17 protein-coding genes and 1 other annotated feature are annotated in these 22,163 nt (G+C 42.3%); of the genes, 12 read left to right on the forward strand and 5 right to left on the reverse strand.

All coding sequences use genetic code 11. The features are described 5' to 3' along the window. Window positions 1–29: 29 nt before the first annotated feature. Window positions 30–1,823: an alanine--tRNA ligase gene (locus BUB77_RS03605; protein WP_073273064.1), complete on the reverse strand. Its 1,794-nt coding sequence runs from the start codon at window positions 1,821–1,823 to the stop codon at window positions 30–32. 102 nt (window positions 1,824–1,925) lie between these two features. Next, window positions 1,926–2,169 (reverse strand) — a binding site (T-box leader). 448 nt (window positions 2,170–2,617) lie between these two features. On the opposite strand from BUB77_RS03605, the gene BUB77_RS03610 reads away from it, so the two are divergent. Together BUB77_RS03610 and BUB77_RS03615 are read left to right on the forward strand one after the other, a co-directional pair. Beyond that, a complete protein-coding gene (locus tag BUB77_RS03610; RefSeq protein WP_073273066.1) occupies window positions 2,618–3,721 on the forward strand; it encodes an SGNH/GDSL hydrolase family protein in 1,104 nt (367 codons plus the stop codon). 45 nt (window positions 3,722–3,766) lie between these two features. Beyond that, complete coding sequence (locus BUB77_RS03615) at window positions 3,767–4,240, forward strand: NUDIX hydrolase (protein WP_073273068.1); 474 nt, start codon at window positions 3,767–3,769, stop codon at window positions 4,238–4,240. A 106-nt stretch (window positions 4,241–4,346) separates the two neighbouring features. On the opposite strand, the gene BUB77_RS03620 is transcribed toward BUB77_RS03615, so the two are convergent. After that, window positions 4,347–4,526 (reverse strand): hypothetical protein, encoded by a 180-nt coding sequence (locus BUB77_RS03620; RefSeq protein ID WP_073273070.1) that lies wholly within the window; start codon window positions 4,524–4,526, stop codon window positions 4,347–4,349. A 160-nt stretch (window positions 4,527–4,686) separates the two neighbouring features. Here BUB77_RS03620 and BUB77_RS03625 point away from each other — a divergent pair, with 160 nt between their 5' ends. From BUB77_RS03625 to BUB77_RS03645, 5 genes are all read left to right on the forward strand, one after another. Continuing rightward, complete coding sequence (locus tag BUB77_RS03625; protein ID WP_073273072.1) at window positions 4,687–5,883, forward strand: PucR family transcriptional regulator; 1,197 nt, start codon at window positions 4,687–4,689, stop codon at window positions 5,881–5,883. Between the two features lie 43 nt (window positions 5,884–5,926). Next, window positions 5,927–6,604, forward strand: coding sequence for a cysteine hydrolase family protein (locus tag BUB77_RS03630; RefSeq protein WP_073273075.1), 678 nt, complete (start codon window positions 5,927–5,929; stop codon window positions 6,602–6,604). 156 nt (window positions 6,605–6,760) lie between these two features. Next, on the forward strand, window positions 6,761–7,294 hold the full coding sequence (locus BUB77_RS03635; protein ID WP_084123900.1) for a GNAT family N-acetyltransferase: 534 nt from the start codon (window positions 6,761–6,763) through the stop codon (window positions 7,292–7,294). Window positions 7,295–7,484: 190 nt separating this feature from the next. After that, entirely contained in the window at window positions 7,485–8,315 is an 831-nt protein-coding gene (locus tag BUB77_RS03640) for a zinc dependent phospholipase C family protein (RefSeq protein ID WP_073273077.1), read from the forward strand. Then, a complete protein-coding gene (locus tag BUB77_RS03645) occupies window positions 8,312–9,613 on the forward strand; it encodes an MFS transporter (protein WP_073273079.1) in 1,302 nt (433 codons plus the stop codon). The genes BUB77_RS03640 and BUB77_RS03645 overlap by 4 nt, the downstream gene beginning before the upstream one ends. A 413-nt stretch (window positions 9,614–10,026) precedes the next feature. On the opposite strand, the gene BUB77_RS03650 is transcribed toward BUB77_RS03645, so the two are convergent. After that, complete coding sequence (locus BUB77_RS03650; RefSeq protein ID WP_207650827.1) at window positions 10,027–10,893, reverse strand: anti-sigma-V factor RsiV; 867 nt, start codon at window positions 10,891–10,893, stop codon at window positions 10,027–10,029. Between the two features lie 197 nt (window positions 10,894–11,090). Next, window positions 11,091–11,630 (reverse strand): RNA polymerase sigma factor, encoded by a 540-nt coding sequence (locus BUB77_RS03655; RefSeq protein WP_330392486.1) that lies wholly within the window; start codon window positions 11,628–11,630, stop codon window positions 11,091–11,093. Window positions 11,631–12,045: 415 nt separating this feature from the next. On the opposite strand from BUB77_RS03655, the gene BUB77_RS03660 reads away from it, so the two are divergent. The 3 genes from BUB77_RS03660 (at window position 12,046) to BUB77_RS03670 (ending at window position 19,713) form a co-directional block, all read left to right on the forward strand. Then, window positions 12,046–15,858 (forward strand): phosphoribosylformylglycinamidine synthase, encoded by a 3,813-nt coding sequence (locus BUB77_RS03660; protein ID WP_073273083.1) that lies wholly within the window; start codon window positions 12,046–12,048, stop codon window positions 15,856–15,858. Between the two features lie 530 nt (window positions 15,859–16,388). Beyond that, window positions 16,389–18,776 (forward strand): diguanylate cyclase, encoded by a 2,388-nt coding sequence (locus tag BUB77_RS03665; RefSeq protein ID WP_073273085.1) that lies wholly within the window; start codon window positions 16,389–16,391, stop codon window positions 18,774–18,776. Continuing rightward, a complete protein-coding gene (locus BUB77_RS03670; RefSeq protein WP_073273087.1) occupies window positions 18,766–19,713 on the forward strand; it encodes an L-lactate dehydrogenase in 948 nt (315 codons plus the stop codon). The genes BUB77_RS03665 and BUB77_RS03670 overlap by 11 nt, the downstream gene beginning before the upstream one ends. A 144-nt stretch (window positions 19,714–19,857) precedes the next feature. On the opposite strand, the gene rsgA is transcribed toward BUB77_RS03670, so the two are convergent. After that, complete coding sequence (rsgA, locus tag BUB77_RS03675; protein WP_073273089.1) at window positions 19,858–20,922, reverse strand: ribosome small subunit-dependent GTPase A; 1,065 nt, start codon at window positions 20,920–20,922, stop codon at window positions 19,858–19,860. 434 nt (window positions 20,923–21,356) lie between these two features. Between rsgA and BUB77_RS03680 the strand changes: the two genes are divergently transcribed. Together BUB77_RS03680 and BUB77_RS03685 are read left to right on the forward strand one after the other, a co-directional pair. Further along, window positions 21,357–21,668, forward strand: coding sequence for a DUF2089 family protein (locus tag BUB77_RS03680; protein WP_073273091.1), 312 nt, complete (start codon window positions 21,357–21,359; stop codon window positions 21,666–21,668). After that, entirely contained in the window at window positions 21,659–22,054 is a 396-nt protein-coding gene (locus BUB77_RS03685; protein ID WP_073273093.1) for a hypothetical protein, read from the forward strand. Before BUB77_RS03680 ends, BUB77_RS03685 begins: the two co-directional genes overlap by 10 nt. Window positions 22,055–22,163 lie beyond the last annotated feature (109 nt).

Genomic DNA, 22,163 nt, shown 5'->3' on the forward strand with positions numbered 1-22,163 from the left:
TGGCAGAAATGCTTTCTCTAATATGGATTTTAAAGCTGCGTCAGATTAGGCCCCTCCGTTAGTACTGCCTTAATTCTTCTGACTCCGGCAGACGAAGCCTCTTCCTTTACAATTTCAAAATGTCCCAGCTCTCCTGTATTTGCAGCATGTGGACCGCCGCAGATTTCCTTGGAGCAGCCTGGAATGGAATATACCTTTACCCTTTCACCGTATTTGTTATCAAATATACCGATTGCACCTTCCTTTTTAGCTCTTTCCGGCGTCATTTCTTCACACAGAACGGGAATACTCTCAGCAATTGCCTGATTTACGATGGAAGTAATTTCTTGTAATTCTTCCGGGGTCAGTTTCCGCTCGAAAGAGAAATCAAAGCGCAGGCGGTCGTTTGTGATATTGCTGCCTCTTTGGTAAACACTATCCCCAAGAACCTTTCTTAAGGCACCATGCAGCAGATGGGTAGCGGTGTGAAGCCGGGCAGTCTGCAGGCTGTTATCGGCAAGGCCTCCTTTAAATTTTCCCTCGGCTCCTTTTCTGGATTTATTCTGATGTTCTTTCAGCTTTTCTTCAAAGCCCTGTATATCAACGCAGATACCCTTTTCCGTTGCCAGTTCCATGGTGAATTCAACGGGAAAGCCAAAGGTATCATAGAGCTTAAAGGCAAGCTCTCCGCTTAAGATATCATCTTTTTGCAAGAGGGACAGATAGTGGTCAGCTTTTTTCAGGCCACTGTCCAGGGTCTTTTGAAAAAGCTCATATTCCTTTTCAAGCTGCTCTAAGACAAAGCTGCTGTTTTCCTTAAGCTCAGGGTATACCTCCTGATATTGAGCCAGGATTACCGAGGCCAGCTCACAAAGGACATTCTGCTTTAAGCCGAGCTTTTGCAGCAGTCTTATGGCTCTTCGAATCAATCTTCTGAGGATATAGCCCTGCTCCGTATTGGAGGGTGTAATCCTTTTAGGGTCTCCAAGGAGAAAGGTCATGGCCCTGGTATGCTCACAGATAATGCGGAAGGTGCGCTTTGTGGCTTCGGAATAGGCAACCCTGGAAAGGGCTTTCAATTCATCCATAACAGGAATAAAAAGGTCGGTCTCATAGACATTGTCCTTTCCATTTAAGATGGTAAGAGCCCTTTCCAGACCCATTCCGGTATCAACATTCTTTCTTGGCAGGGGCTTGTAGGAGCCGTCAGCCTCTTTACTGTACTGCATAAAGACATTATTCCATATCTCCACGTATTTACCGCAGGAGCAGGAAGGGGAGCAATCCCTTCCACAGGGCTCCTTGCCGGTATCATAAAAGATTTCCGTATCCGGGCCGCAGGGACCGGTCTGTCCGGCAGGACCCCACCAATTTTCATCCCTGCCGTAATAAAAAATCTGCTCCTCCTTTAACCCCATTTCCTTCCAGACCCTTGCAGCTTCCTCATCCCTGGGAATTTCTTCTTCCCCTTTAAATACCGTTACGGCAATACGGGAAACCGGTATCTGCAGTTTCGTGGTTAAGAACGCATAGCTTAGGGAAATGGCTTCCTCTTTAAAGTAATCACCAAGGGACCAGTTGCCAAGCATTTCAAAAAAGGTCAGATGGGTATCATCCCCTACCTCGTCAATGTCGCAGGTCCGAAGGCACTTTTGTACATCTGCTAACCGGCTGCCAAGAGGGTGCTTTTCGCCCAACAGATAGGGAACTAAAGGATGCATGCCGGCTGTGGTAAATAAAACAGTAGGATCATTATCCGGCAGCAGGGAGGCTGACGCGATTTCCTTATGTCCCCTTTCTTTGAAAAATTCCACATACATTCTTCTTAATTCCTGTGCTGTCATAGCTATTCTCCTTTCAAAATGTTCAGGCAGGAAAGAGTACGGTTCCTGTCATTGAAGTTAATCCTGAAAAAATAAAAAAAAGCCCCAAGCCGGATGCTTCCAGCTTAGGGCGAACTCTTAAGTCCGTGTTACCACCTAAATTCAAATTTACTTTGCTCTCAGTCAGTACGGGGCAGTTACCCGATACCGATTTCCTTTTAACGGCGGAAACTCCGTTGGAGCCTACTTAAAGTTTGTTCGGTCCACAGCTCTGAGACTGCTTCTGCATTACCCTTGTGAAGATTTGCACCGCCATCTTCTCTCTGAGACAGGTATAATACATACTATTTCTCTTCATTGCCTTTTTGTGATGAAATTACAGGTAGGATAACACAAAGCCTAAGGAGTTGTCAACTGGGAATAGAAAAGTTTTAAAATAAGGCAATATCTCCACAGGCTTTTACGGGCAATGTTCCGAACAGACCCGAAGCAAGCCGCACCGAAATGCATCGCTGGGCAGGGAAGCCCAGCGATGCGCTTAACGAAGAAGGGGCAGCAATAGAACGAAGAAAGTATAGTAATAAGGGAAAAAGCTTGTTATAATAGGATTAAATAAAATCAATTATAAAAGGCGGCAAATCAAAGAGCTGCCATACGGACTGAGGATAGCTGGAAAATGCAAAACCTGCTTTTTCTCTTTCTCAATTGTCTGTATACCAAAACCCAGATAGGAGTAATTGTGAAAGAAAAGAACTTTCACACTCCATTTTTATGGGGTACCCCGGATTGGCCGGTGGTATGCAATAGGAGGAAGAATGAAAGAATATAAACCGGAAGAAATAAAATATCTGAAAATACATGGCAGAACTGCGGGAGGCACAGCTCCTTTGCCGCTTTTCTGGACCGGCAGCGGCATAGAGCTAAATGTAAAGGGCTCGGAACTCTGGATAGAAGTGGAGGTTGATTACGGGCTCTATGAACCCTGGCTTGGAGTTCTGATAAATTCTGCCAAGGTAAGCAGACAGATGCTGAATAAGGGAAGATACTGGCTGTGCCTGTTTCGGGGCATGAATGAAAATACCGTAAAAAATGTCAGGGTCATCAGAGAAGTACAGGCGATGAACGGCGATCCGGAATGTTCACTGGTTATTCATTCTGTCAGAGCTGACGGGGAATTCCTGCCAGTAAAGGAAAGGCCTGTAAAAATAGAATTTATTGGTGACAGCATCACCTCAGGGGAAGGAGCAGTGGGAGCCAGAGAAGAAGAGGACTGGATATCCATGTGGTTCAGCGCAGCGGATAATTACACGGCACTCACAGCAAGAGAGCTTAATGCCGATTACCGGGTGATTTCACAAAGCGGCTGGGGTGTCCTAACAAGCTGGGATAATAATCCTGACTGCAATTTACCCAAGTATTATGAGAAGGTATGCGGTCTTCTTACCGGTGAGAAGAATGAGAAATTAGGTGCATTGAAAGAAAATGATTTTAGTGCCTGGCAGCCGGATATTGTTGTAGTCAATCTTGGTACCAATGACAGTTCAGCTTTTAATACACCGGAATGGAAGGATGAGGCAACGGGACGGCATCATAAGCAGCGCAGCAACAGTGACGGCACCTTTAACGAAGAGGATTTAAAGGCTTTTGAAGAGGCTGTTTCAAATTTCTTTTCCAAAATCCGGAAGTATAACCCAAAGGCACATATTGTATGGGCATACGGCATGCTGGGGAATAGTATGATGCCAGCCTTATTCCGGGCTGCGGATGCGTATCAGAGAAAGAGCGGGGACAGGAAGGTTTCCGTATTCCAGTTACCAAATACAACGGATAAAACGATTGGCTCAAGAAGCCATCCGGGAATACTCTCCCATGAGAAGGCAGCGGAAGAATTAAGCGTATATTTAAGAAGCTTACTATAACAATATAGAAGGAAGAAGCCGCAGACAGCTGAAGGAGAGGCAAAAATGAATTACGTAGAAGATTTAAGGAAAATTGTAGGGCATCGCCCCCTTATTTTGGTAGGAGCCGTCGCCATTATTATAGATGACAGAAATAAAATTCTGCTTCAAAAACGTAAAACCACTTCCTATGGCATGTGGGGGCTGCCGGGCGGGCTCATGGAGCTTGGCGAATCCACGGAAGATACTGCACGAAGAGAAGTATATGAAGAAGCAGGATTGACAATTGGAAAGCTGCACCTGATAGATATCTTTTCAGGGCCGGATAATTTTTTAAAGGTTTCAAATGGTGATGAATTCTATTCTGTTACGGCAGCGTATTATACTTTTGAAAAAGAAGGGGAAATGAGAGTGGATGAAAGTGAATCCCTGGAACTTAAATATACGGATATGTATCATCTGCCGGATAATATGGTAAAAAGCCATAAGCGGATGATAGATAAATTCCTGGAGGTATATTCTAATCCTGATAAGATTTAATAACCCTCAGTTAGAGCCAAATTAAAAAAAGAGGGTATCCATAGGCTGGACCCTCTTTTTGGTGTGATGACGAAATTCTATATTTTTTAAATTAATTCTGCAAAGCTTAATCGATTCTCATGGAATCATTCTTTTTATGAAATAATCTGTGTTTCGTTTGCTTTACCACCAGATGCTGATAAAAGTTTTCACAGTTATCATACTTCTCGGAGGTAATCCAACTGGCGGGAGCTTTGGTATCATATTCTGGTAAATTTAAATATAAATTTGTGCTGCCAATATACATATTCGAATCCTCCTTCTTATTTGTCAGGAATGTTGGTTGTTTCCTTACTCTGTTTATATTATATAGTTAAATTGACATTTTGTATATAATCTGCTAGTCTGAATCTAAGTAAGAAAATTGGTATCCGCAGCACAAAACAATAGTTTTCAGGAGGATTGTCATGGCAGTACGTTTTTGGGAAATGTATGAAGAAACAAAAGAGCAGTTCAAGCTTCGCATAGCGGCTGGCAAAGCAGGTATGGATACGGTTGTAAGCTGGGTGCATATGCTGGAGGATGAAACAATCGTGTCCAGATTCCACGGAGAAGAGCTTGCTATTACGACGGGCATGAAAGCCGGCAACCCTGACTGGCTGTTAAAGGTCGTACAGGGAATGGCAAAGGATGATTGCGCAGGAATTATCATAAATACCGGAATGTATCTGAAGGAAATACCTGGGGATGTAATCCTCTGGTGTGATGAGCATAACTTCCCTCTTCTAGAAATGCCTTGGGAAATCTCAATTACGGAACTGATTCAGGATTATTGCATGAGAATAATTGACCAGAAGCAATTTGAAAAGAAAATCAGTAAGGCCTTTCGGGAGGCAATACAGGGATATTGGAAGGAAGCCGATGTCAGGCAGGTATTAGGGGAACGTTTTGACATGGAAGGAATCTTTCAGGCTTATTGCATCTATGTGAAAAAGACCATGGAGGATGAATTTAATTATAATCAGGCAGTAATCAGGCTGGAAAATCAATTTGGTCTTTGGAAGGGGAATGATAAAATCAATGCCTCCTATGGAATAATCCGAATGGAGGATTTTCTGGTACTTATTCTGAATAACAGCAAGGAGAAGGTATTTGCAGAACTGCCGAACCTGATACTGCAAAGCTTTTCCTACTTTACGAAGGAGCATCGGTTTTTTCTGGGAATAGGACCCAGGGCATCCCATATCGAAAATTTATCAGCAAGCTACAAAAAGGCCAGGACAGCGATGAAAATGTCCATAGGAACCGGAAAGGAGATTATCCGGTTTGATGAGATGGGATTCTTTAAGATTCTGTTCTCTGTCGAGGACATGGATATTCTTGAAAGCTATGCCAATGAAGTTCTGGGGGCCTTGGAGGCATATGATAAGGCGCATAAATCCGACTATGTAGAAACTCTCAGAAGCTATATTAAAAATGACCGAAGCCTTATCAGGGTGGCGGAGGATACTTATACCCATAGAAATACGGTAAATTACCGTATACAGAATATTAAGAAGATCACAGGCTGTGACCTTAAAAACCCGGAGGAATTATTTCCCTATCAAGTTGCTTTTTACATCAGGGACATGGCAAAGAAAACAATATACATAAATGAAAGCTGAGATAATTATGTTTTTCATAAATTAATAAAAGGAGGATTGGAATATGATAAAAGCGAATAAAGATAATTTCTTAAAAGAAAGCGGAAAAGCTTTGGAGGAAATCTATGAGATGCTTCAATCTTTAAAAAGCATTTCTTTGGAGGAACTGCAGAAGGAAAGAACCGTGCTTATCATGGTGGACCTTATTAACGGCTTTACAAGAGAAGGTGCTTTAAAAAGCCCAAGAGTAGAACGAATACTTCCTTCTGCGGCAAAGCTGCAGAGTGCATGCCTTTTAAAGGGTTTTCCCATCCTTGCTTTTGCAGACAGCCACAGTATGACCTCACCTGAATTTGCATCCTATCCACCCCATTGCCTGACAGGTACCAGCGAAGAGGAAATTGCAGAAGAATTGCAGCAGGTGGGCGGATATCAGCTGATTCGCAAAAATTCCACCAATGGATTTTTGGAGGAAGCTTTCAGCCGGTGGCTAAAGGAGAACGATAGAATTGATACTTTTCTTATTGTGGGCGACTGTACGGATATCTGCATCCAGCAGTTTGCAGAAACCTTAAAGACCTGGTTCAATAAAGAAAACAAAGAATCCAGAATAATCGTTCCTATGGATTTGGTTGAAACCTATGAGCTGGGAATGCATAACGGAAATCTGGTACATGTAATGGCACTGTACAATATGACAATAAATGGTGTTGAGGTGGTACAGTCCGTTGAAGTACAGTAACCTTGGTACATTTTAAATATAATAAAAGTATTCCTGCCCGTAAGAAGAAGCGTGTGGTAAATTATATATAAGAATATTGCATTAAAGCATTGAGAGGTATTTATTATGCCAGGGAATTCAGAATCAATGCTGTCGCAGGTACTTTGACAGGAGGGTATGAAATTGCTTTTACAAAACAGGGAATTAGTTATAAGAAATGCTGCTGCCGGGGATGCCTCCAGGCTTTGTAATTGGTGGAATGACGGCAGTGTCATGGCGCATGCCGGATTTCCCGAAGGACTGGGGACAACGGTGGAAGAGGTAAAACAAGGGCTGTTAAAAGATTCCGATGAAGCAGGCAGGCGTCTTATTATGGAAGCAGATGCTGAGCCTCTCGGAGAGATGAATTACCGGAACGTAGGTAATAAAATCGCAGAAATCGGAATAAAAATCTGTGAGCCTTCAAAGCAGGAAAAAGGTTATGGCACCAGGCTTCTAGCGATGCTGGTACATGCACTTTTTATGGATTTGGGCTATGGTAAAATTATCTTAGATACCAATGTTAACAACAGTAGGGCACAGCATGTATATGAAAAATTAGGTTTTCATAAGATACGGGTAAATAAGGATGCTTGGAAAGACCAGCTTGGTGAATGGCAGTCTTCTGTTGATTATGAGCTGGAAATGAAGGATTTTGTAGATTATCGGTAGTAACTATAACTGGCAGTTTGCGCGGAGTTTCAGTATTTTACTGGAACTTCGCATTTTTCATTTAATGCTAATTTATGTAAACTTTACTTCTCCTTTTCACAAAGGTGATGGCAGATTTAACATATCTTCTTTAGAGTTAGTCTTAGATGAAAATTACATAGTAAGTGTAAATCTTAGGAGGTGCAATCATATGCCGTCAACCTATGCACATTACAGACTGGGCCAGGAAGTAGTCAGGTCGTTACCGGATGAGATAAAGGAGATAATCGAGAATAACAGGGAGCTCTATAATATCGGACTTCACGGACCGGATATTCTGTTCTATTACAAACCCTTCTTTTCTAATAAAGTAAATCAGACGGGTTTTGGAATGCATGATGAACCGGCGGAAGGATTTTTTGAGTCGGCGGGAAAGCTTATTTTGAATAAATATGGGAGAGGGGCCTGCCTGGCTTATATCTATGGCTTTATCTGCCATTTTGTTCTGGACAGTGAATGCCATGGCTATATTGATGAGAAAATTGAAAGAAGCGGTGTGAGCCATACGGAAATTGAAGTGGAATTTGACAGGGATTTATTAGTAAGAGATGGCTTTAATCCTATCACCAAATCTCTCACGGACCATATTATACCGTCTGAAAAAAATGCGGAGATCATCGCAGAATTCTTTACAGGGATTACAAAGGAAGAAGTGAAGGAAGCCCTTGAATCCATGAAAAAGTTCAATCATATTCTGGTGGCACCCAGCAGAGGAAAGAGGCTGCTTATATACGGACTTCTCGCCATAACAGGGAATTATAAGGAATTGCACGGACTTGTGGTAAATTATAAGGCAAATCCTGATTGCATGGACAGTACGGAAAAATTAAGAAGGCTTTATGTAACTGCTGTCCGGGAATCCATCAGATTGATTACAGCATATGAATACACCCTATGGCAGGAGGTTAAGCTGGATGCCAGATACCGTCTTACCTTTGGTTCGAAAGATACGGAGAGGGTAAAAGAGGAGGTATTCGTATGAAATTCAGGCTCACAAAATTAGAAAAACATTGGGTATTATATGATGTGGGCAATTCTGCCTTTACTTTGCTGGTATCGACTATCATACCCATTTATTTTGATTATCTTGCCGGACAGCAAAAGCTTTCCTCAGTCAATTATCTGGCGTACTGGGGATATGCGGTCTCTATTGCAACGCTGCTGGTAGCCTTGATGGGCCCGGCTTTAGGTACCATATCGGACGGAAAGGGAATGAAAAAGCCAATCTTTTTCTTTTCCATTATATTGGGAGCGGTATGCTGTACCGCTTTGGGGCTTACAAGCGCATGGCTGATCTTTCTGATTATTTTCGTACTTGCCAAGGTAGCCTATTCCGCCAGTCTTATTTTTTACGATTCCATGCTTCCGGATGTGACTTCAGAGGACCGGATGGATATGGTATCGGCTCAGGGTTTTGCCTGGGGGTATATCGGAAGCTGTATTCCTTTTATAGCCTGTTTGGGTTTGGTGATGGGAGGAAAGACTTTGGGACTTTCCTTGAAGCAGTCCATGATGATAGCTTTTCTTCTGGTCGCTTTATGGTGGGTAGGTTCCTCCCTTCCTTTCTTAAGGAATTACACACAGATAAATTATGCATCAAAGAGAAACCATGCGGTTACAGACGGCTTTAAAAGCCTGTTCCGGACAGTTAAGAATATCCGCAGGGAAGAAAATATCTTCTGGTTTTTACTAGCCTTCTTCTTTTACATTGACGGAGTATATACCATTATAGATATGGCAACGGCCTATGGAAAAGCCCTGGGACTTAACAGCACAGGACTGCTGCTTGCTCTTTTATTAACACAATTTGTAGCGTTTCCCTGCTGTATTATTTTCGGCAGGCTTGCAAGAAGAGTCTCGCCCGATAAGCTGATTGGAGCCTGTATTCTGGCTTACCTTGGTATTACGATATTTGCCGTATTTATGAACAGTCAGCTTCATTTCTGGATACTGGCAGTGCTGGTGGGTATGTTCCAGGGAGGTATTCAGTCCTTATCCAGGTCCTATTATGCAAAAATCATACCAAGCGAGAAATCCGGTGAATATTTTGGCATCATGGACATCTGCGGAAAAGGAGCATCCTTTATGGGAACAGCTCTCGTCAGTGTGGTCTCACAGTTGACCGGAAGCATTAATAAAGGAGTTGGGGCAATCGCGTTTTTATTCGTAATCGGCATTATCCTGTTTTTAAAAGCTGTTTCGGTCAGAACTGTTAAACCTGGGGATGCATCCAGTGAAAATACGGAAGAAGAGACTTATCTGACAGAAGCAAAGGCGTAGCAAAGGCTGCGTGCTGTAAATATTAAAAGCTATTCACTTTCAACAATACAATATGGAATAAAATCAAGCCTGCCTAAATGTTTGGCAGGCTGATTTTGTTTAAGTAGAGCTGATTTTGTTTAAGTAGAGCTGATTTTGTTTAAGTAGAGCTGATTTTGTTTAAGTAGAGCTGATTTTGTTTAAGTAGAGCTGATTTTGTTTAAGTAGAGCTGAGTTTGTTTAAGTAGAGCTGAGTTTGTTTAAGTAGAGCTGATTTTGTTTAAGTAGAGCTGATTTTGTTTAAGTAGAGCTGATATTGCTTGAGCAGAGCTGGTTTTGTTTGAGTAGAGCTGGTTTTGTTTGAGCAACACTGGTTTTGTTTAAATAGAACTGATTCTGTTTAAATAGTTTTAATTCTATTTACATAGCTCCGATTATTTTACATAGTAATCACTCACTAATATATCCTTTATAGCTTCCGTAGGTATTACAAATTCCACGATACCCATAACACCAGGTGCCACATCGTATTCATTAAAGGAGATTACTAACTTGCCATCCTTATTGAGGTAGAAATTCTGGTCAGCTGATATGGTTTTAAATCCATCTTCGGTTCCGTCTGCTATAAAGTATGTCTTTCCCTCATCCTTTGCCATTTGTTCTTTCATTTGGGAGAGGATGTTCTTAGTGATTACATCAATATAGCTGTCATCCTTAAAGAGGCTTGAAAGAGTAATTACCAGCTGATTCTTCTTATCAATCGTATCATAATGTACGCTTTGAGCACCGGAAGCGGCAATTTCGAGCTTTTCGTTGGCCATTACCAGCAGGGAATCCGTATCCAGGATTACTTTATAATCGGTAAAAAGGGCAAGGTTTGCTTTATTCAGGTCATCGGTGCCGATTTCTTTGATAAAGTCCTTATACAGTTTCGTATTTTCCTCCAGGTATTTTTCATTCAGATGCTTTTCCAGTTCCTTATTATCAAGCCCTGTTACTTTAGGCACCTTTACATCTGCTTCATAGTGACCATCCTTGTAGGTGTATTCTCTGAAGGTTACTACCTTCACAAGATTTCCAAGGGCCGGAACCTCTGCCATAGCATTTGCGGCAGCGGGGCTTACATTTACAGTGATTACGAACAGTACGGCGGCAGAAGCCACACCGGTCATGATATTTTTAGTCCATTTATGGCGCTTCACCTTATCATTCTCCTTTTTTAAGGTTCTGCGGACAAGAAAGTCCAGCTCTTCCGGAATAGGTGTGTTTTCATATTCTTTTTTCATATCGGAAATATTCATATTTAATACCCATTGCATGCCGCTGGATTGCCTGTGGTGTAACTACAGCATCATGCGAAACTGGTTTCGCAGGCTGAAAGAATCACAGTGCGGCGTCCTTTCCTTTATATTTTCTTTCAACTTAGCAGCCATGCCTTCCCAGCATGCCGCAAGATTGGGCCTAGGATTTCGCAGGCACTTTTGTGAAAATTGCCTGCTTATACATCCTCCGTTAACTCCAGCTTTAATTTTTTTAAGGTGGAATAGAGGTTGGTTTTAACGGTATTTTCATTCTCATCTAATATCCGAGCAATTTCACTGATCTTCATATCTTCAAAGAAACGCAGGATAATGATGGTACGGCTTTTGGGAGGAAGCTTATCCAGTGCTTTATGCAGGTCTATGTCCTTATAGGTGTCACCGGGCCCGGTGCTTAAATCCTCCCACTGTCCTTCATCCAGATAAGTATATTTTTTATTCTTTCTTAAAAAATCCAGGGCGGTATTGATTACAATACGGTAAAACCAGGATTTTATATAATTAGTGTCTTTTAGAGTTTTTCTTGAAGAAAAGGCTCTGACAATGGACTCCTGTACAACATCCAGGGCATCCTCCCTGCTTCTTACATAGCTGAAGGCCAGCCTGTAATAGCTTTCCTTGTTTTCAAGGATAAGTTCCGCTATTCTTTCATAAGTAGCTTGGTGTCCCATGATCATCCCCCTTAAGGTACCGGTATTTTGAAGTGTTTTTACATGCATGTTTCAGCTTCTGTATATAAGACGTATGAGGCTGTCAAAAAGTTTGGAATAATATAAAAGTTTATTCATTAAAAACAAAAGAAGTCAAAAACAAAAGATGTATGAGTGCTTTTTATAAGTATTGTATGCCGTATAGGGAAAAAGCAAGAGCAGAACAAAGAAATACAGGCTCTCTATCAGAGATATTGTAAGCATCAGGCAAAAGGATATACGTCTTGAAAAACAATTTGTTATTGCAGACAGTGGAGCAAAGAAATATACTCTTCACGTTTTCAAGAAAATAAGTGTCAGAAAAAGTATATCACATTAGCAATGCTTATCAAAACTTTAACATATATTAATTTCATTTATAAAACTATCTGTGTTATAATGCTAACAGAAACCAAGGAAAAGCATCGGCAGGGAAAGGAAGAATATGAGCAGCGTAAGAAGAATTTATGTGGAGAAGAAAATACCCTATGCTGTAAGAGCACAGGAATTACTGGAAGAAATCAAAGATTATCTTGCAATAGAAACTCTAAAGCAGGTCCGGGTTCTGATCCGCTATGATTTGGAAAATATCAGTGAGGAGACAATGGCAAAGGCATTTGGAACAGTATTTTCAGAGCCGCCTGTAGACTGCCTGTATCAGGAAGACTTTCCAAAGGAAGAGAAGGACTATGTGTTTTCCGTCGAGTATCTTCCGGGACAGTTCGATCAGAGGGCAGATTCTGCCGTTCAATGCGTAAAGCTTCTTTCACCAAAGGAAGAGCCTGTTATCAGCTGTGCCACTACCTATGTGCTGACCGGAAGCCTGACAGACGAAGAACTTGGAAAAATAAAAGCATATTGCATCAATCCCGTAGATTCCAGAGAAGCAAAGATGAGTAAGGCAGATACCCTGGAGACGACCTATGGGGAGCCAGAAGATGTTGCAATTCTTACAGGTTTTATTACAATGTCCGAAGAAGAATTAAAAGCCCTTTATGAATCATTGAACCTTGCCATGACCGCCAAGGATTTTCTTCATGTACAGAAATATTTTGCAGGAGAAGAAAAGAGGGAGCCTTCCCTTACGGAAATTCGGGTTCTTGATACTTACTGGTCGGATCACTGCCGTCATACCACCTTCCTTACGGAGCTGACAGACGTTCAGATAGAAGAAGGTTTTTTTCAAAAGCCCATAGAGGATTCTTTTAAGAGATACCAGGAAGATTATAAGGAATTGTATAAGAACCGTGATGATAAATATATGTCCTTAATGGATGTTGCCCTGATGGCTATGAAGAAATTAAAGAGCCAGGGAAAATTACAGGAGATGGAGGAAAGCGAGGAAATCAATGCCTGCTCCATTATCGTACCGGTAGAAATAGAAGGAAGGACCGAGGAATGGCTGGTATTCTTTAAAAACGAAACCCATAACCACCCTACGGAAATCGAACCCTTCGGCGGTGCGGCAACCTGCCTTGGCGGAGCAATCAGAGACCCCTTATCGGGAAGAGGTTATGTATATCAGGCGATGAGGGTAACCGGCGCGGCAGACCCAAGAGTTGCCATTGAGGATACCCTTAAGGGAAAGCTTCCCCAGAGAAAGATTGTAACCGGTGCGGCAAGCGGCTACAGCTCCTATGGAAATCAGATAGGGCTTGCTACAGGCCTGGTAGATGAAATCTATCATCCGGGCTATGTTGCCAAGAGAATGGAAATCGGCGCCGTTATGGGTGCTGCTCCCAGAAAGAATGTTGTTCGTGAATCCTCAGAGACCGGAGATAAGATAATCCTTCTAGGCGGCAGGACAGGAAGGGATGGCTGCGGCGGTGCTACGGGCTCCTCCAAGGCTCATACGGCTTCCTCCATTGAAACCTGCGGTGCGGAAGTGCAAAAGGGCAATGCTCCGACGGAAAGAAAGCTTCAGAGGCTTTTCCGCAGAGAAGAAGTCAGCAGATTGATTAAGAAGTGCAATGACTTTGGTGCTGGCGGTGTGTCCGTTGCTATTGGTGAATTGGCGGACGGACTGTTCATAGACCTGGATAAGGTTCCGAAGAAATATGCCGGTCTTGATGGAACGGAGCTTGCCATTTCCGAGTCCCAGGAAAGAATGGCAATTGTGGCAGATGCAAAGGACGTGGATGCGCTTTTGGCTTTTGCTGAGGAAGAAAATCTGGAAGCGACTCTGGTTGCGGAAGTAACCGAGGAGCCGAGACTGGTCATGGTATGGAGAGGAAAGGAAATTGTCAGTATTTCCAGAGCCTTTTTAAATACCAACGGAGCACATCAGGAAACAACGGTAGTAGTGACCCCTCCTGAAAAAGAGAAGAATTATTTTAAAGCAGGTATCAGCTGCTATACAAATAATACAGAAGAGAAGAAGGCTGAAAAAGAGCTTTCCTTAAAAGAGAAATGGCTCAAGGTCCTTAGTGACCTTAACAGCTGCTCGAAAAAAGGACTGGTTGAAAGGTTTGACAGTTCCATCGGAGCTGCAACTGTTACCATGCCCTATGGCGGAAAATATCAGACGACCCCTGCCCAGACCATGGCGGCGAAGCTTCCTTCCTTAAAGGGAGAATGTGATACGGTCACTCTGATGAGCTATGGCTTTGACCCTTATCTGTCCAGCTGGAGCCCTTACCACGGAGCAGTATACGCCATTATTTCCTCCGTTGCCAAAATAGTTGCCTCCGGCGGAGACTATAAATCCATATATTTTACCTTCCAGGAATATTTTAAAAGACTGGGAGAGGATAAGAAACGCTGGGGTGAACCTCTGGCAGCATTATTGGGAGCCTATGAGGCACAGCTTCAATTGGGGCTTGCTTCCATCGGCGGCAAGGATAGTATGTCCGGAACTTTTCAGGACATCAATGTACCTCCTACTCTTGTATCCTTTGCCGTGGCAATTTCAAAGGCTTCCCGGATAATAACCGGAGAGCTCAAAGAAGCAGGAAGCCTTCTGATTGAAGTACAGGCACAGCAGGATGGATATGACCTGCCGGATTATGAAAAGCTTAAAAAGAATTATGAAACAATACATGACATTATGGGAAAAGGCCTGGTATTATCCGCTTATGCTCCCGGTGCTTTCGGTATTGCAGAAGCAGCCAGCAAAATGGCTTTCGGTAACGGCTTCGGTGTTTCCTTTGAAGGTGATTTAACCGAAGAAGAGCTTTTTGCACCTGCCTATGGAGCATTGTTATTAGAAGTAAAGGGAGAGAAGCTTGACAGAATAAAACAGGAGGGCCTGTCCTATCGTATAATCGGAAGGGTAACCCCAGAGAAAGTATTGTCCTATAAGGATACGGCTATTGAGCTGAAAGAAGTACAAAACAGCTGGGAAGCCGCTCTGGAAAAGGTATATCCTACCTCTTCCGGTGTGAAGGAAGAGGTTATTCCCACCGGCATTTATGAAGCTTCCGTTGATAAGAATATTTATATAAGGAAGGAAGAGAAGGCAAAACCCAAGGTATTTATCCCTGTCTTTCCGGGAACCAACTGTGAATATGATTCTGCTTCTGCCTTTGAAGGAGCAGGAGCCAAGGCAGAAATAGTCGTATTTAACAATCTTACTCCGGCAAATATTGACGAATCTGTCAAGCGCTTTGTAAAAGGCATCAGGGAAGCTCAGATTCTCATGTTCCCCGGCGGTTTTTCCGCAGGAGATGAACCGGATGGCTCCGGAAAATTCATTGCAACAGCCTTTCGAAATGAAAGTATAAAACAAGCAGTAAATGAGCTTCTTCAGCAGCGTGACGGCCTTGCTCTTGGAATCTGCAATGGTTTTCAGGCATTGATAAAGCTCGGACTGGTGCCTTACGGTGAAATCACCTCCCAGAAGGAGGATTCTCCGACCCTGACCACCAACCACATCGGACGCCATGTATCCAAATATGTATATACCAAGGTTGTCTCCAATAAATCCCCCTGGTTACGCAAGGCGGAATTAGGCGGTATTTATGCAATCCCTACCTCCCACGGCGAGGGAAGATTCGTAGCAGATAAGGAGTGGATCGATAAACTCTTTGCAGCCGGACAGGTAGCAGCCCAGTATGTGGATTTAGACGGTAATCCTACTATGAAAGAAGAGTTTAATCCCAACGGCTCCTACTACGCCATTGAGGGAATCACAAGTCCTGACGGCAGAGTCCTTGGAAAAATGACCCATTCAGAGAGAAAAGGACCAGGGGTTGCCATTAACATAACCGGCAACCGTGACCAGTATATCTTTGAATCCGGTGTGGAATATTTTAAATAACCCCAAATAAGTACCTTTGAATAGAAAATATACGATTTAAGCGTCAAAAGCCTCAAAACTTCGTTCTAAGATGTAACAGGCAATTTGCACAAAGCAGAAAGAACGAATGCGACTATGGAAAGGTATTAGAAGTCCTTTTCTCTGAAGCTTTTGTGCTATATTATCAAACAGATTGTTTGAGCGAAGCGAGTTATCTGTTTGATAATATGTCCAGCACAAAATCTTCAGAGAATTAGGACTTCTTATACCTTGGAATCGAAGCATGAGTCTTTCTGCTTTGTACAAATTGCCGTCCCCTTGTGAAAGACTGACCTTTTGCCACTTAAACCATTATAGCATTAAATATAGAACTGCCTCTTATCGCTTTGAAAGAACAAAGCCGTTAGGAGGCAATTCTATTCCTGTTACATTTTTTCTTATTATTTTGTACGTAAGCTAATTGAATACTACCTATATTTCTGCTATAGTAAATTGAACAATGCAGGGAAAACCGTATTGTTAAAGTCTAGGTAAGCTGAGGGCAGGAATTTATGTCATATATATTATCATTTTTATCTATGATAGCGGGAGTGGTTTATCTTGTTGTAGGGGTTACAACTTATACACTGAATAAGAAATCAACGATTGGAAAAGCGTTTCTTTTGCTAACGGCTTCCATGGCGCTGTGGTCTTTTTCTTATTCCCATGCCTATGTTACTGAGAATATTTACATATTTGGTTTCTGGAATAAGCTATCTGCTTTCGGCTGGTGTTTATTTCCGGCGCTGACCCTGTATATGGTCTTTGCCTTAACGAAGGACAGGTTTTTAGACAGCACTTTAAAATGTGCCCTGTTATTTGCTCCGGCTGCATTATTCTGTTATATGGATCTCTTTGTATTTTTTCCGGGAAAGCCTTATTCCCATGGGGCATACCGGTTTTTTCAGATAGCAAATCCTGTTTATAGCTATGCCTATACCCTCATTGGCATAGTCAAGCTTGTGCTGTGGCAGCACAATACACCATACAAAATCGTTAAAAAGCAGGCCAGGATTATCTTAAGTACGGCAATATGCACCTATCTGTTATCCATGGCAGGGGAGTTCCTGGTGCCGCTTTTCATTCCTGGTTTTTTAAATTGCACACAGGTATTTGGAGTCATAATGATACTTGGCATATACTGTGCCATCCGGAAATATAACTTCCTTCTTACTCCCAATGAGCTGATTGTAAATGAACTCTTTGAGGAAACAATGGATTTTGAATTTCTGGTGAATCTTAAGGGAATGATAACAAGAGTCAACAGACAGGTTCTAAAGACCCTTGGATACAGCCTGGAGGATCTTGCCAGTGTAAGCTTTGAGGAGCTGTTAAGGGAAGAAAAGGGGAAACGGTTTTCGGAATGGCTCAATGAGGATAATATTAAGACGAAGCATTGCAAAAATGTAACCATAAGGACAAAAGCTGGAGAGAATATCACGGTTAATATGTCCATTGTACCTATCAGTAATTCCAGAAATGAGCTGGTTTTAGGGTACCTGATTATTGCACAGGATATCAGGGCCATGGAAGAGCTGAAAAGAGAAATGGAAAGCCATCAGGAAACAATGAGAAAATTAAGGAACAGCGAGGAGCTCTTCCGGACAGTGACCCAAACTATTCCATACGGCATAATCTGCTCGAAGAGGAGTGATAAGGCGGTATTTTACGTAAATAAATATGCGGAAGTATTATTTGAGCGGGACTTTAACAGTATTATCAATATAAATGCAGAATTACTATATCATAACAAAGCATTTCGGGATAGGCTTCTGGAGCTGGTCCGAAAGGAAGGACAGGCAGTAAACCAGGTAGGTATCATGAGAAGGCCGACCGGTGAATTCCTGGCAATGGTCTCCATGGCACCTGCCATCTATAAAGGAGAAGAGGTCGTCTTTGGCTGTATTTCAGATATTACGGAGCAGAACCGGCTGAAAAAGGATGCTGTAAAATCAGAAGAGATGCTGAATAAGCTCATGGATTCTATTCCCGATCTGGTAATGGTAACCGATATAGAAGGAAATATCAATTACTGCAGCAAAAATATCGAAAGCTTTCTCGGTTACAGCACAGAGCAGGAAGGCTTTCCGAAAAACATCCTGGACATCCTGGACTTTCTGGAAGAAGGAAAGGAGAAGGCTTTTGGGAATAGGCTTCCTGAAATTTTACATAATGATATCAATATCATACAGACCACTTATAAAAGAAAAGACGGAAAAGTAAGAATTGCCGAGATAAAGGCCTCTGCCTTAAAGGATGAAGACAAAGAGGCATTTGGCTATGTCTTTGTGGCAAGGGATATTACGGAATACAAAAGGAAGGAAGAAAAGCTGGCAAGAAGGAAGGCGGAGGTTGAAGAAATCAATAAGCGCCTGCTAAAGAGCAATGAGGTATTTAAAGAAAAAGCAGTGAAAGACAGCCTGACCAATCTTTATAACCATGAGTACATCATCACCTTACTGAAGCGGGAAATTAAAAAACAGCGGCAGGAACCGAAAGGTTTAGCCGTTATGATGATGGATATCGACTATTTTAAGAAGGTCAACGATACCTATGGGCATCAGGCAGGTGATAAGGTACTGATAAAAATATCCGAAATCATACAGGAGAGCATAGGAGAAAATGATTATGCAGGGCGTTACGGCGGTGAGGAATTCCTGGTAATATTAAGGGAAGGGCAGACAGAAGACACGGCCCTTAAGGCTGCGGAAAGGATGAAGGAACGTATAAGCAATTGTATATTTGAAAATAATGAACTTCGTGTTACAATTAGCATAGGATTGGTGCTGCATGACGGAGAGAGCACCCATGAGCTTATCAAAAAAGCCGATAAGCTGCTGTATCAGGCAAAATACAATGGCCGGAGCAGAATTGAAAGGAGTATGGAACATGACAATTAACAGAAGTAAAGTTGTAATAGTAGGAGCTGGCCTGGTCGGCTCATCGACAGCTTTCAGCCTCATAACCCAGGGCATATGTGACGAGGTAATGATTATAGATATCAACAAAGACAAAGCAAGAGGAGAGGTTATGGACCTGTGCCATTGTGTGGAATACCTGAACCGCAATGTCAAGGTTACCCAGGGCAGCTATGAGGATTGTGCGGACGCGGATATTGTGGTCATTACAGCGGGAGCACCGCCGAAGATGGGGCAGTCAAGGCTGGATACACTGGAATTATCAGTAGGAATAGTAAAATCCATCGTAAATCCCATTATGGCATCCGGTTTTCGCGGGCATTTTCTCGTAGTAACCAATCCGGTGGATATTATCGCCCATTATGTATATAAGCTGTCAGGACTTCCGAAGAACCAGGTCATCGGAACCGGAACAGCCATGGACTCTGCCAGGTTGAAACACTTTATCGGCGAAATTTTTAACGTGGACCCCAGAAGTGTACAGGGCTATACCATGGGAGAGCACGGTGACAGCCAGATGTGTCCCTGGTCCCATGTTACGGTGGGCGGAAAGCGTATAACGGATATTCTCGCAGACAATAAGGAATATGAAAATGTGAACCTGGATGATATCGTCCATAAAGTAACCCGTGTAGGCTTTGAAATCCTGAACGTGAAGGGAACTACCTGTTATGGCATTGCCACCACAGCGGCAGGGCTGATAAAGGCAATCTTAAATGATGAGAATAAAATCATCCCCGTATCCACTCTTTTGGAAGGGGAGTTTGGCGAGCATGATGTATTCTGCGGCGTCCCTGTTATCTTAAACAGAAGCGGTGTCAAGGATGTTGTGGAGGTTCACCTGAACGAGGAGGAACTTGCAAAGTTCAAGCATTCGGTCAGTGTTATCAGGGAATATACAAACAAGGTACTAAAATAGATTATTGATGAATAGAGAAAGAAGCTCTGTGACTTTTGGATATGTGGTATTATATCCGGTTGATGAAAAGTCATAGAGCTTCTTTTTGACAATAGATTTAAAGGTATCACAAGTAAACTTGTGATATGCACGGAAATTAGTTTTTTACCGGTAATCTTTTTTCTTATTGGTCTTCTGGTTGTTTTGCAGCCGCATTTCATAGAGAGCCGCTTTCTTGGCTGTAAACCTGGCTTCCCTTTCAAGCTTAAGGTAAGACTGATAGCGGGCAGAGGAGAGGCTGCCATCTGCCAGGGCCGCTTTTATGGCACAACCAGGCTCTGTTTTATGCTTGCAGTCGTGAAAGCGGCAGGAGGCGGCCAAATCCTCAATGTCGGAGAATACTTCGCTTACTCCTTCGTCGGCAGACCAGATGCCAAGCTCCCTCATACCGGGGGTATCAATAATAAGAGCACCGCTTTCCAGCATAAATAGCTGCCGGTAGGTAGTGGTATGATGCCCCCTGCTGTCATCCTCCCGTATGATATTGACCTTCATGAGCTCCTTTCCGGCCAGGGAATTTACCAGAGAAGATTTACCGATACCGGAGGAGCCCATAAAGACCAGAGTCTTACCGGGCTTTAGATAGTGGGTTAAAGCCTCCAGGCCGAGGCCGGTATAACAGCTGATGGCATGGATATCAATTCCCGGGGCGATTTCTTCCGTGAGAGCGATTTTCTCCTCATAATCACTGCAAAGGTCTGCCTTTGTCAGAATAATAACGGGAGTGCCGCCGCTTTGCCAGGCAGCGGCCAGGTACCTCTCCAGGCGCCGGAGATTAAAATCATGGTTCAGGGAAGTCATAACAAAGACATAATCAAAGTTGGCAGCTACCATCTGAGCACTGGCACCGGAAATCTTCGTAGGCAGAGAGGGATTTGCCCTTGAAAAGCTGGAATGCCTCTCCAATACCCGGTAAATAATATCCTCGCCCTGGTCGTTGGCCTTAATTAATACAAAATCACCTACTGCCGGATAGGTCTTAAGCTCATTGTCCTGATAAAACACGGAGCCTTTCAGCTTGCCATTGTTTTCTCCGCAAGCAGATACCAGTCGGTAAGTCTCTTTTTGAATGGAAATAATTCTTGCCGGGATTAAGCCCAGCTCTTTTTCTTTGACGGTTATCTGATTACCAAAAAAGTCAGTATACCCATAATTTTCTAATGAAATCATTTAAAATCCTCCTGTATAATACAATTTAAATAGTTTGCGGAAAAGGTTTCCGGGGGACTTAAATGGTGTGAATACTGTTTTTAGGCATAAAAAAAGCACGCCGTTTGCGTGCCGGTTTATACAAGCTTCTCACAAAAGGATGAAAGGGCAGAGAAGTTCCCAAAAGCCATTGCTCTGCCGGTATACAGTTTTTTCTTCAAACACCATATAAGTCAGTTTCATGATAGAACGTCTCCTTTCCTTCAGATAAAATGAGAATGTGATATGTTAAAATTCATTTACCGGTATTAGTTTACCCTAATTCAATTCCATTGGCAAGGGAGAAAATGATTATATTGATTTTTACCTAATTTTACTTATTTTAAATATTGTGTTTATTATTGACTTTAACAAAATTAAAGATTATAATTAATTTTGTTAAAGGGGGTGTGATAATGGCACTTGAAATAGTTCCGGAATGGATGGTTAATCTGGAGGACGAAGACGTTGCATTTATAAAAAATTTTATTTTAGCCTCGGGATCATTAAAAGAGGTCGCACATCAATATGGCGTTACTTATCCCACAGTCCGGCTGCGTCTGGACAGACTTATCCAAAAAATACAGATAAGCGAAGAGACTGCCAAGGAGCCGTATATCGGCTTAATTAAAAGACTTGCCATAAATGAAAAGATTGATTTTGAAACTGCGAAAGTTCTGATAACCGAATATAAAAAATCGAAAGGAGGAGAGCAGGAATGTCAATAATGTCAATAATACTATTAATTCCATTCATAATTTTATTTTTTGCAGGCATTGTTATTTTACAGATCGTTCTCTCTAAAAACAAGAATAAATGGCTTGGACTTATTTTGCCCATGGTTTTTCTTCTGATATCATTAATGGGAGTTTTGGGAATTTCTTTTTATCCCACTCAGACTACCCAGATGCATACTGTGACAGAAAATGGAGTTGTGATTGATAAAGTAATTGAAAGCTCACCAGGGGATGCAGGTTCCTTGCTCATAACGGCAGTAGTTACCTTTTTTGTATATAATATTCCGACTGTCATTTTGCTTTTAATATATGCTGCCTGCAGAAAGAATATAAAAAAGAATCAAAGACTGGATAAAATGAAGGTTCAGGATTTATAACAGACTGCCTGAACGTATGGTTTTCTATAAGCGGCTGCAGCAGGCCTTCCTGACTATTGCCATTCCATAGGTAACAATGGCAAAATAGAAGACGGGAGCTATATTATCC

It is taken from the genome of Anaerocolumna jejuensis DSM 15929, assembly GCF_900142215.1.
GTDB lineage: Bacteria > Bacillota > Clostridia > Lachnospirales > Lachnospiraceae > Anaerocolumna > Anaerocolumna jejuensis.

Coding starts and splice junctions, on each gene's coding strand:
- BUB77_RS03680 (WP_073273091.1), top strand. CDS start 21,357: ATGGCACTTGAAATAGTTCCGGAATGGATGGTTAATCTGGAGGACGAA.
- BUB77_RS03610 (WP_073273066.1), top strand. CDS start 2,618: ATGAAAGAATATAAACCGGAAGAAATAAAATATCTGAAAATACATGGC.
- BUB77_RS03660 (WP_073273083.1), top strand. CDS start 12,046: ATGAGCAGCGTAAGAAGAATTTATGTGGAGAAGAAAATACCCTATGCT.
- BUB77_RS03665 (WP_073273085.1), top strand. CDS start 16,389: ATGTCATATATATTATCATTTTTATCTATGATAGCGGGAGTGGTTTAT.
- BUB77_RS03630 (WP_073273075.1), top strand. CDS start 5,927: ATGATAAAAGCGAATAAAGATAATTTCTTAAAAGAAAGCGGAAAAGCT.
- BUB77_RS03625 (WP_073273072.1), top strand. CDS start 4,687: ATGGCAGTACGTTTTTGGGAAATGTATGAAGAAACAAAAGAGCAGTTC.
- BUB77_RS03605 (WP_073273064.1), bottom strand. CDS start 1,823: ATGACAGCACAGGAATTAAGAAGAATGTATGTGGAATTTTTCAAAGAA.
- rsgA (WP_073273089.1), bottom strand. CDS start 20,922: ATGATTTCATTAGAAAATTATGGGTATACTGACTTTTTTGGTAATCAG.
- BUB77_RS03640 (WP_073273077.1), top strand. CDS start 7,485: ATGCCGTCAACCTATGCACATTACAGACTGGGCCAGGAAGTAGTCAGG.
- BUB77_RS03645 (WP_073273079.1), top strand. CDS start 8,312: ATGAAATTCAGGCTCACAAAATTAGAAAAACATTGGGTATTATATGAT.
- BUB77_RS03635 (WP_084123900.1), top strand. CDS start 6,761: ATGAAATTGCTTTTACAAAACAGGGAATTAGTTATAAGAAATGCTGCT.
- BUB77_RS03620 (WP_073273070.1), bottom strand. CDS start 4,526: ATGTATATTGGCAGCACAAATTTATATTTAAATTTACCAGAATATGAT.
- BUB77_RS03650 (WP_207650827.1), bottom strand. CDS start 10,893: ATGAATATTTCCGATATGAAAAAAGAATATGAAAACACACCTATTCCG.
- BUB77_RS03670 (WP_073273087.1), top strand. CDS start 18,766: ATGACAATTAACAGAAGTAAAGTTGTAATAGTAGGAGCTGGCCTGGTC.
- BUB77_RS03685 (WP_073273093.1), top strand. CDS start 21,659: ATGTCAATAATGTCAATAATACTATTAATTCCATTCATAATTTTATTT.
- BUB77_RS03655 (WP_330392486.1), bottom strand. CDS start 11,630: ATGCATGTAAAAACACTTCAAAATACCGGTACCTTAAGGGGGATGATC.
- BUB77_RS03615 (WP_073273068.1), top strand. CDS start 3,767: ATGAATTACGTAGAAGATTTAAGGAAAATTGTAGGGCATCGCCCCCTT.